This is a genomic window from Acinetobacter sp. UBA6571, from assembly GCF_002434085.1.
GTDB classification, from domain to species: domain Bacteria; phylum Pseudomonadota; class Gammaproteobacteria; order Pseudomonadales; family Moraxellaceae; genus Acinetobacter; species Acinetobacter radioresistens.
Map to the genome: position 1 here is coordinate 98,256 of NZ_DJJJ01000001.1, position 9,981 is coordinate 108,236.

Here is a 9,981-nt window from a genome sequence, read left to right on the forward strand (position 1 = left end):
AAATTAAACTTAAAATGTTCAAATGAATTAAATTCAATATACCATGAATTTAATTAGTTTTACTCAATTATAACTTTTCTTTATTATTCTTAAATAAGTTAATTTTACCCATAAAAATTAGGATGAATATTTTATTAAGCCAATATTCTTGACTACTCGGGTACCAAGGCAAAATATGAATATTAATTTGCAGAAAAAGACTATGGACAAGGAAAAACTGACCAGAATAGATTTCTGGAAAAAACTCAGCCGGTTGAAGATAACAAGCAGAAAAATCAGATTGATGCCAGCTTTAGCCTGTTTACAATTGGCTATTTTATTTTTTATGAAGGTTTTTTAATTCAGACAGTATTACACTTATTTTTTTTATATTTTCAAGCTGTTAAGAAATTAAATAAGATAGAATATTTAACTTTCTCTCGCCCTTCCCATTATATTGAAATCTACTAATTTACCTAAGTTAATAGCTTATTTTATAAAGGTAAATAATCATTCCTATCTTTAAAGCAAGCCGATCATAATAGTTTAATGCTAACCCTATAATCTTTATATACCAGTTAAATGCCTATAAAAACCTATAAATTATTAAAAGAGATTTGATATCAACTGGCCTGTCAGTTGCTATATGCTTTTGGGTTTGAATTTATAGTCTGCGTATACTGAATATAAAAAATAGACCTTTAAATTAGGTCTATTTTTTAAATGAAAATTAGAAAAAAGATAATATGCCCTGAATTACCACTGCATTAATAATATCAACAAAAAATGCTCCACATAATGGTACTACTAGAAAAGCCTTGTGTGATGGGCCATAAGTATTGGTGACTGCCTGAATATTGGCAATGGCTGTAGGTGTAGCCCCCATACCGAAACCACAATGCCCTGCACTTAAAACCGCAGCATCATAATTTTTACCCATAAAGCGGTAAGTCACAAAAATAGTAAATAAGGCAAGCCCTGCTGTTTGCGCAATGAGTATTACAACCAGGGCGCCTGCCAGATCTGCCAGTAACCAGAGTTGAAGTGATAGCAAAGCAATTGCCAGAAAAACAGATAATGAAGCATTGCCAAATACATCAATAGCCCGATCAAAAATATTTACTTTAAAAACATTTTCCAGAATATTACGCAGCAATACTCCTGTGGCCAGCGCCCAAACAAAAGTAGGCAGTTCAAACCATTGTCCTGCACTGATATCAGTCATCCAGTTAGCAGCATAAATACAGAAGGCAAACATACCAAGCGTAGTCACTGCATTACTGGCAGTAATCAATCGGGTTTTACGTGGATACTCGAACGGCGCAACATCTGTTTCAAGCCCAGGAGGTGTTTCATCATCACGCTGGTTATAGGGAATTTCTTCTGCCAGTTGATGACGCCGGATTAGAAATTTAGCGACCGGACCACCCATCACTCCCCCAATAATAAGACCAAATGTCGCACTGGCCATACCGAGCACAATCGCTCCCTGAATGCCATATTCGGTTTCCAGAATCTCTCCCCAGGCACCTGCTGTTCCATGACCACCTGTTAAAGTAATTGATCCGGCAATCAAGCCGATGAGCGGGTCAAGTCCTAATAAAGTTGCCAGACTCATGCCAATTGCATTTTGTACAAGTACATAGAAAGCTACACAAACCAGAAATACCAGCAAGGCCCCGCCGCCCTTCTTCAGTTTGACTAAACTCGCGCTCAAACCGATTGACGAGAAAAACATGAGCATAAAAATATTCTGTACATTACTGTCAAAATTTACACTCATATTAAGAAAATTATGGAGCAGGTAAGCAATAAGCGCAGCAATCAAGCCGCCTACTACTGGTTCAGGAATATTATACTGTCTCAAGAAATTAATTCTTTGAATCAAAAACCGGCCCAATAACAGGACCAGTACAGCTAATACCAAGGTTCCAAAAGCATCGATTTGATAATTCATCTGGTTTCCTGATTTTCTTTATCATTTATTTCGTAAGTTCTAGCCTCAGTATGCGACTAGTTGAAAGTTCTTTATGTATCAGCTTGTTTAGTTTAAGTTTTTATAGAGTTTTATTTTGACTAATTAAAAATCAAATTTGGTTTAGCATGTTTCTCCAACTCGAACTAATTTGCTTATATTTCTGTTAGATACGTTAAATACTTAATAGTTCCCTACTCACTTGATCAAACTCATTAATAAACTCTCATATATAGATAAAATAGTACCTAAATATGAAGTGATTTTTTATTTTTTTATATTTTTTACCTATTTTTCCTTATAATTCGCGTTCTTGTTATTTTTTTAAGTAGTTATGCCTCTAATAGAAGACTCTCCTGTCGAAAAAAAATCTTATTCGCTCTTTCTTGCCATTTTCGCTTTAGCACTTGGCGGATTTTGTATTGGTACGACTGAGTTTGTTGCTATGGGCCTGATTCAGGAAATTGCAGCAGATCTCAACATTTCTGTTCCAGCTGCCGGGCATTTTATTAGTGCTTATGCGCTAGGCGTAACCATTGGTGCGCCGGTAATCGCGATTTTAGGCGCCCGAATACCACGTAAAATATTATTAATAGGTTTAATGCTATTTTATGGGATAGCGAATGGATTAACTGCTTTAGCGCATAGTACTGAAACTGTCATGCTGTCACGTTTTATTGCCGGATTACCGCATGGGGCTTATTTTGGTGTAGGTGCTCTGGTCGCAGCAGAGCTGGCCGGTCCTTCGCGTCGTGCTTCGGCAGTTGCACAAATGATGTTAGGGCTTACTCTGGCAACAGTGGTTGGCGTACCCTTGGCCACCTGGCTAGGTCAGCAGTTTGGCTGGCGAACCGGTTTTGAATTCTCTGCCTTGATTGCTTTTTTAACTGTAGCAGTGGTCATACTCTATATTCCAAAAATTCAGGTTCAGGCTACAGCGAGTATCAAGACAGAACTGGCCGGACTTAAAAATGTTCAGATGTGGTTAACACTAGGCGTCGGTGCAATCGGTTTCGGGGGGATGTTCTCGGTTTATAGTTATGTTTCACCCATTCTGACTGAATATACTGGCGCAAATATTGAAGTGGTGCCTGTAGCATTAGCAATATGGGGAGCAGGAATGGTCATTAGCGGTCTGGTTGCAGGCTGGCTGGCAGACCGGTATTTAAATAAAACTATTGTTGGTATTCTGGTTAGTTCAGCTTTAGCTTTCGTGTTAGCCAGTTTTATGCTTTCTGATCTATATACTGCGTTTCTAGCTCTATTTCTCATCGGCCTGACTGTTATGGGCTTAGGTGGAACTTTACAAACCCGTCTAATGGACGTTGCTGGTGAAGCACAAGCCGTTGCGGCATCCCTGAACCATTCTGCTTTTAATCTGGCAAATGCTTTGGGCGCCTTTTTAGGAGGTTGGGTACTGAGTCATGGTATGGGCTGGCTAGCACCTGTCTGGGTTGGATTCGTGCTCAGTCTTGGCGGTTTAATTATTTTATTATTTGCTTTCGCTGTTGAAAAGAAACAAAAGCTCTTACAGACCAGTTAAAAATGACTTGCTTAAATATCGGTCAATTTTTCGCCTCTATAAGATAGAGCTTGTATGCAGCTGTTCCTTTTAATTCAAAAGTCATTTTGCAACGATTTCAAAATAATTTTTAGCTGAAAATTCTCGCTAGCCAACTTAAATTATGTTTTAATGCAGGCAGTTTGAGATGAGCCTCATACAGTATATAGCACGATCTATATACGACTAAGCCCCGCACTGCGGGGCTTTTTTATCACTTAACTTTTTAAAAATAACTTGTGAAGATGACTTGACTGGCACTCTTGCTTTAAATTTAGACAGCTTAGTTTAAGGCAGTTTCGACCTCTTTCAGCATATCTTTCATACCGCCCAGTCCACCATTCATTAAATACCAGTTGCTTGAATCCAGATATACAATGTGACCATTTTTAGCAGCTTTGGTCTGGTTCACAATATTATTGTACAGAATATGTTTTGCACCATCCTTCTTGTCGGTAATAGCTGCGCCGCGGTCAATCACGAATAGATAATCCGGATTTTTCTGTGCAATGAATTCATGTGAAATTGCCATGCCATGTAACCCTACTTTAATAGATGGATCAGCTGGAGTGAAACCGTACAGATCATGGATATTACCAAAACGTGAACCCGGGCCATAGGCAGCAATTTTATTATTATTAACCAGCACGATCAGAGCAGTCTTGCCTTTAGTCTTTTGCTTAATTTCAGCAATATCCTGTTCTAGCTCGGCCAGTTCCTTTTCAGCCTCCGCTGTTTTACCTACCATTTGAGCAATATTCAGTGTTTGCTGTTTAAAAGAGTTAAATTGGTCTTTATAGTCAATATCAATAAAATAGGTAGGTGCAATCTGTTTGATCTGATCAACCAGATTTTCCATTCGGCCACTCATCAGGATCAGTTGTGGCTGGCTGGCTGCAATTCGTTCCAGGTTCGGTTCTTTTACTGTACCGACATCTGCATATTTTTGGTCATTAAACTTGTTTAATACTGCTGGCAAAGGTGTACCTTTAGGTAAAGCTACCACCTTCTCATCTGCTCCTAGTTCATGAATGGTGTTTAATGCATTGGTATCTAATACTGTAATTCTTGAAAGATTAGCCGGTACATCAATATTACCTGCCTTGCTACTAAAGCTTAAGGTATCTGCACTCTGCGCTTGTGTTGTACCTTCAGAAGGTATATTGGAATTGCTGCATGCAGTAACCACAGCGGCCAAGGCAATGGCGAGTACCTTCTTGTTAAAAAACATATCTATCTCCTAGCTAATAAAGTACAGACCAAGTTTGTGTTGCTGAACTTGCTGAATTGGAATCGCAAAATCAAAAATATGCTGCAGTATATTTTCCTGCATAATCTGTTCGGGTGTGCCCTGATAAAGTAACTGTCCATCTTTCATGGCAATAATCTGGTCGGCATAGACCGAGGCAAAATTAATATCGTGTATTACCACAATAATTGACTTGCCATGATTCACCGCCAAGTCTTTCAGTACCCGCATAATTTGTGCAGAGTGCTTCATGTCCAGATTGTTTAAAGGTTCATCCAGCAGGATATAATCTGTATCCTGTGCCAGAACCATAGAAATATAAGCTCGCTGGCGCTGGCCACCTGAAAGTTCACTCAGCTGTTTATGCCGTAACAGTTCTAGTTCCATGTAGGCGATTGCCTGATCAATAATCTTTTGGTCTTCAGCTTTTAAGCCGCCCTGTGAATAGGGAAAACGCCCAAAAGCCACTAAATCTTCAATACTTAAACGTAATTCCGTATGATTGGACTGTTTAAGAATTGCCAGCTTTTTAGCAATCTCGGTACTCTTCATCTGCTGTATATTCTGGCTATCCAGCAGAACGTCGCCGGTATCAACCTGAGTCAACCGGCTGATCATTGACAGCAAAGTACTTTTGCCTGCCCCATTTGGCCCGATAAAAGCAGTGAACTGTCCTTTGGCAATAGTAAGCGACACATCATTTACCACCCTCTGCCCGTGATAGCTTTTGCTTAAATTTTTCAGCTCAATTGCCATTTTTTATTTTCCTTCAACAAAATCCAGAAGAAATAAATTCCACCGACAAAATTAATAATGACACTCAGCGTTGTTTTAAAATTCAGCACATGCAGGACAATAAACTGCCCAATGACCAGAGACAGGATACTGACCAGAATGATGCCAGGCAGCAGAATATAATGCTGATGGGTTTTAAAAAGTTCCAAGGTAATATTGAGTACCAACAGTCCCAGAAACATCATAGGTCCAGCCAGTGCAGTTGCTGAGGCTAGTGCCAGAACTACCAAAATCAGCAAAATACGGCTGGTTTTATCGTAATCCAGCCCCAGATTAAGAGCATGGTCACGGCCCAGTGCCATAACGTTCAGACGGTGATGGTGTTTAAAGCTATAAAGTAAAATTGGTAAAATAGTGAGTAAAGCTAACCCTACGGTTTCCATTTTCACTATGTTAAAACTGGCAAAACCGGCATAAGCAGCTATCTGGAACTCATCCGGATCGAGCAATACCTGAAAAAAGGTGATCATATTGTCAAACAATGTTGAACAGATCAGGCCAACCAAAAGTAGAAAGTAGATATTCTGTTGCGCGACTTTCTGAAAAATAAAACGGTAAAGCAAGAGCGCAAAACTGACCATTAATAGCAGGCTAATCAGGTAGTCAGTCACAAAATTTATTGACAGTAAGGTACTTGCACCAAAGAAATAAATGATCATGGTTTTAGACAGCTCATATAGCTTGTCTAAACCTAATGCCTGAGGAGTCACTACGCGGTTATTTACAATAGTATGAAACACTAAAGTAGATACTCCAACCGCTATGCCAGCAACAATAATTGCCATGATTGTCTTTAAACGGAGCTTCACAGCAAACTGCCAGCCTGAGCCCAGATTCCAGCCGAGATACAAGGTAACCATAATGATTACAGCAAAGCCCAAAACCATCAGTTTGGTACGGTTATGCATAACGGTACCTCCGTAGCAAGAGCCACAAGAAAAGCACACTGCCCAGTACACCCATAATCAGACTTACTGAAACTTCGTACGGATAAATCACTATACGTCCAAACAGATCACAGACCAGTACCAGTAAAGCCCCTAAAATTGCAGTATGCGATAAAGTCTTGCGGATATTATCTCCGAGATACAGACTTACAATATTGGGAACAATCAAACCTAAGAATGGGATAGCTCCAACTGTGACGATGACTACACCAGTAATGACAGATACCAGAATTAGTCCTAAAAATAAGGTCTGTTTATAATTGAGACCTAAATTAGTTGCAAAGTCTTCCCCAATACCTGCCAAGACAAAGCGATTGGCCAGAAAATAACTCACTATTAAAATGGGTATACTTAAATAGATCAGCTCATATTGACCATTTAGAACGGTTGAAAAGTCTCCCTGTAACCATCCCGCCAGATTTTGTAACAAGTCCATTTGCAAAGCGATAAAAGTCGTAAATGCAGAAATAATACTGCCAAAGATCATACCAACCAGAGGAACAAAAACGGTATCCCGATGCTTGAGTGTGGCTAGAATACTCATAAAAACCAATGCACCGGCCAATGTAACTAAAATTGCAAAACCGGTTTTAATAAAAATAGAAGCGGCTGGCAACAGGATAATCGAGATGAGAACACCTAACCGGGCACAATCATAAAGACCGGCTGTAGTTGGGGAAACAAAACGGTTCCGGCTGAGTGACTGCATAATCAGCCCACAAACACTCAGCCCTGCACCTGCAACTAAAATGGCCATTAAGCGTGGTAAACGGCTGGTCCAGAATAATTGCCATTCATGAATATTGCCTGTCAGTAATCCGGTAATATTCATTTCGCCCACACCTGTAAATAACGAAATAACAGCAAGAGGAACAAGCAAAAGAAACAGGTAACGGCGTTTAATCATGGCAGGGAAATAACATGCGAAGTTAAAGCAAAAAGAGCGGAGTAATTAAGAAAATATCACAAATGAGAATAATTATCTTTAATATTTATATTTTAAACTTTAAGAATGACTACTTATATTAAAAAATTTTATTTTTATCAAAAACTTAAATTAAGTTAAACTCGAAGACAGTTTTGTTTAAGTTTGTAATTATTAATTTTATTAAATTATATTTTAAGTTTTTAATTCTATAAAATTAGTTAGAGAAACTCATAGCCCTTTTAAATCACCCTTATTTAAAAGAGCTATAAGTTTAATCAAAGCCTTTACCCAATTGACTCTGATTTTATGACCATAGTGTATCGTTAAATTTTACAAAATATCTCCCGAATTTCCTGTTAATTTTGCTTATATACAGTACAAAAATTAAGTATATTAAGTATTAACAGAATAATTTTCTATAGTTTGAATTTTGAACAGCACAGATTACACATTAGATAAAATAGACCGAAAAATTTTATCGGCTTTAAGACAGGACGGCCGTTTAACTATCGCTCAGCTAGCTGAACAAGTTGGACTTTCTTCTTCACCTTGCTGGACTCGGCTTAAACGCCTTGAATCTTTAAAAATTATTGAAGGCTATACTGCCAATATTAATCCTAAAGCCATTGGTATTAATGAGCTGTTCTTTATCGAAATTACACTTGAACGGCATGATGATGAAATTCTGGACCAGTTTAGTGAGGCCTTAGCGAATATGCCTGAAGTCGTTGAAGCACATCTGGTAACTGGCGATTATGATTATCTGGTCAAAGTAGCAGTTAAAAACTCAGAACACTATGAGCGTTTCTTACGTAAAAATTTATATTCTATGAAGGGGGTACGTCATACCCGTTCAATTTTTGCTTTACGTCCTCTAAAACTGGCAAATAATGCAGATTTACTCATGATTGAATAAATTAAAGGCTAAAAAGCTATCTCGTATATTTAAACTATGTATATTTTACTATTTTTAATAACAGAGAAGTACCTTATGTAAGCAGCTTCTCATTATAGGGCTTTTTAATCTCTAAAATTTCAGCTCAGCTTTCAATGTCGTAGACCCAGTTTTTAGCTTGTTGGTCAGTGATAATTTCACAGACATAATAGTCATGATCCCAAGCATCTTGATGGAAGATTTCCTTTTTATGGTAAGTCACTTGTTTACCATTTTCGACGCAGACGAAGCTGTCACCTTGGTCTTTGACTTGGGTTCCGTTGAGGAAACCGCCGATGCAGAGGAAGCGGGATTGTTTAGACATTCTCTTTTAAACTAGCATATTTAAGGAAATTTAATAACTTATTGCCTATCTTGTAAAGATTATATTAATATAGAAAATATCAATTAACTTCAAATTTTATAGTGTGAACCCTTTTTTAAAAAATATGCTCAAAATTTAACTCTAAAAAATCAGTAAATTTCCGAGTGACTCTCTTTTTTAAGCCTAATCTCTATATAGTCATATAGTTTATTCACTTGATTGTTATAAATTATTCTCCTGCGAGGAATTTCATCATATTTAAACTTATGAAGTTTCTTCTTAAGCTTAAGGTCCGCTGAATATTCCACATATATATGTATAAGTATTATCAATTAGATTAATACTTAACATATATATGGAATACTAATAATTTGATTTTGATAATACTAAAAAATTCTTATTTTTATAGCTTTAGAATAATATCCATTTCCTGCAACCTATCCTTAATGAAATCATCTAGAAAATTATTATCTTTAACAGCCAATAATTTAAATGCATCACCAGAAAAATTTCTTAGATTTTCTATACCTTTGCTAATCAGACCATCAGGGATTTTTTTCCATTGTTTAGCTTGCCCCCATGTTGGTAGTAGACGTTCTAGATCATTCAAATTAAAATGACACTCTTCTGATAACGTGATCCCATAATGTAAATTATCTTTAGCTGCTACAAACAAAAAAGTAACATGAAGATTTTTTTTGCTTCTTAATACACAACCAATAACATTCCTTTTACTTTCTGGATTAATATTACTAAGCTGCTTAAACCATTGTTGGCAATTTTTAAATGTATAATGTATATCTTGGAATTCAGGAGATATTTCATAATTTCCTGTTTCAATAAATTTATGTTCAAAATATGCAAATAATTTAAAAAGTAAGTCTCCTCTATAATTACTACTGTTAAATTGATTAGAGATTTGCTTAATCGCCTGAAGTTCGTTGGGTGTCATTTCTAATAACATATTTTTTAATTCTTTATTTACAGTTACCAGCTCATTAGTCAACATTCTTAGTAAATTAATATACTGATTAAGAGCTGACTGAAGATTTGTTAAGTGATTAAATTGAGACTTAATATCCTCAAGCCATGAAATAATATCTATCTTATAGCTTAAACATCTTAAATTTATATTAATTAACTCATTATTAGCTTGAATTAAATACTTATTATCAACTTTTTTAATATTACCTAATGAAGAAAAACTTGGTTCATTTCCAAATAACGTTAAATAAATCAATAATGGTTGCTTTTTAGCATAATTTTTGAGACTGTAAATTAAATTGTG

General features: G+C 36.7%; 9 protein-coding genes. 2 read left to right on the forward strand and 7 right to left on the reverse strand.

Features of this window, described 5'->3' with window-relative positions; all coding sequences use genetic code 11:
* Nucleotides 1-709: 709 nt before the first annotated feature.
* Nucleotides 710-1,936 (reverse strand): sodium/glutamate symporter, encoded by a 1,227-nt coding sequence (gltS, locus tag B3X18_RS00590; RefSeq protein WP_005014746.1) that lies wholly within the window; start codon nucleotides 1,934-1,936, stop codon nucleotides 710-712.
* A gap of 352 nt (nucleotides 1,937-2,288) precedes the next feature.
* Between gltS and B3X18_RS00595 the strand changes: the two genes are divergently transcribed.
* Entirely contained in the window at nucleotides 2,289-3,497 is a 1,209-nt protein-coding gene (locus B3X18_RS00595; RefSeq protein ID WP_017401085.1) for an MFS transporter, read from the forward strand.
* Between the two features lie 301 nt (nucleotides 3,498-3,798).
* Here the strand turns inward: B3X18_RS00595 and B3X18_RS00600 are convergent, their stop codons facing one another.
* The 4 genes from B3X18_RS00600 to B3X18_RS00615 are packed head-to-tail and all read right to left on the reverse strand — an operon-like array spanning nucleotide 3,799 to nucleotide 7,413.
* Nucleotides 3,799-4,746, reverse strand: coding sequence for a siderophore ABC transporter substrate-binding protein (locus tag B3X18_RS00600; protein ID WP_034670063.1), 948 nt, complete (start codon nucleotides 4,744-4,746; stop codon nucleotides 3,799-3,801).
* 9 nt (nucleotides 4,747-4,755) lie between these two features.
* The gene (locus tag B3X18_RS00605; protein ID WP_034670066.1) at nucleotides 4,756-5,520 is read right to left on the reverse strand and encodes an ABC transporter ATP-binding protein; all 765 of its coding nucleotides are present in this window, start codon (nucleotides 5,518-5,520) and stop codon (nucleotides 4,756-4,758) included.
* The gene (locus B3X18_RS00610) at nucleotides 5,505-6,467 is read right to left on the reverse strand and encodes an iron chelate uptake ABC transporter family permease subunit (protein WP_034674734.1); all 963 of its coding nucleotides are present in this window, start codon (nucleotides 6,465-6,467) and stop codon (nucleotides 5,505-5,507) included. Before B3X18_RS00610 ends, B3X18_RS00605 begins: the two co-directional genes overlap by 16 nt.
* Nucleotides 6,460-7,413 carry an ABC transporter permease gene (locus B3X18_RS00615; RefSeq protein ID WP_034670069.1) on the reverse strand — a complete coding sequence of 318 codons (954 nt, stop codon included), beginning with the start codon at nucleotides 7,411-7,413 and terminating at the stop codon, nucleotides 6,460-6,462. Before B3X18_RS00615 ends, B3X18_RS00610 begins: the two co-directional genes overlap by 8 nt.
* A 451-nt stretch (nucleotides 7,414-7,864) precedes the next feature.
* On the opposite strand from B3X18_RS00615, the gene B3X18_RS00620 reads away from it, so the two are divergent.
* Nucleotides 7,865-8,350 (forward strand): Lrp/AsnC family transcriptional regulator, encoded by a 486-nt coding sequence (locus tag B3X18_RS00620; RefSeq protein WP_005025518.1) that lies wholly within the window; start codon nucleotides 7,865-7,867, stop codon nucleotides 8,348-8,350.
* A gap of 124 nt (nucleotides 8,351-8,474) precedes the next feature.
* Here B3X18_RS00620 and B3X18_RS00625 read toward each other — a convergent pair whose 3' ends face one another.
* A complete protein-coding gene (locus tag B3X18_RS00625) occupies nucleotides 8,475-8,693 on the reverse strand; it encodes a hypothetical protein (protein ID WP_017401086.1) in 219 nt (72 codons plus the stop codon).
* Nucleotides 8,694-9,096: 403 nt separating this feature from the next.
* Nucleotides 9,097-9,981, reverse strand: an 885-nt coding sequence (locus B3X18_RS00630; protein ID WP_286934959.1) for a hypothetical protein, incomplete at its 5' end; no start/stop codon positions are given.

Bases quoted from the DNA above. Each gene is read 5' to 3' on its own strand.
- gltS (WP_005014746.1), bottom strand. From the start codon at position 1,936: ATGAATTATCAAATCGATGCTTTTGGAACCTTGGTATTAGCTGTACTG.
- B3X18_RS00595 (WP_017401085.1), top strand. From the start codon at position 2,289: ATGCCTCTAATAGAAGACTCTCCTGTCGAAAAAAAATCTTATTCGCTC.
- B3X18_RS00600 (WP_034670063.1), bottom strand. From the start codon at position 4,746: ATGTTTTTTAACAAGAAGGTACTCGCCATTGCCTTGGCCGCTGTGGTT.
- B3X18_RS00605 (WP_034670066.1), bottom strand. From the start codon at position 5,520: ATGGCAATTGAGCTGAAAAATTTAAGCAAAAGCTATCACGGGCAGAGG.
- B3X18_RS00610 (WP_034674734.1), bottom strand. From the start codon at position 6,467: ATGCATAACCGTACCAAACTGATGGTTTTGGGCTTTGCTGTAATCATT.
- B3X18_RS00615 (WP_034670069.1), bottom strand. From the start codon at position 7,413: ATGATTAAACGCCGTTACCTGTTTCTTTTGCTTGTTCCTCTTGCTGTT.
- B3X18_RS00625 (WP_017401086.1), bottom strand. From the start codon at position 8,693: ATGTCTAAACAATCCCGCTTCCTCTGCATCGGCGGTTTCCTCAACGGA.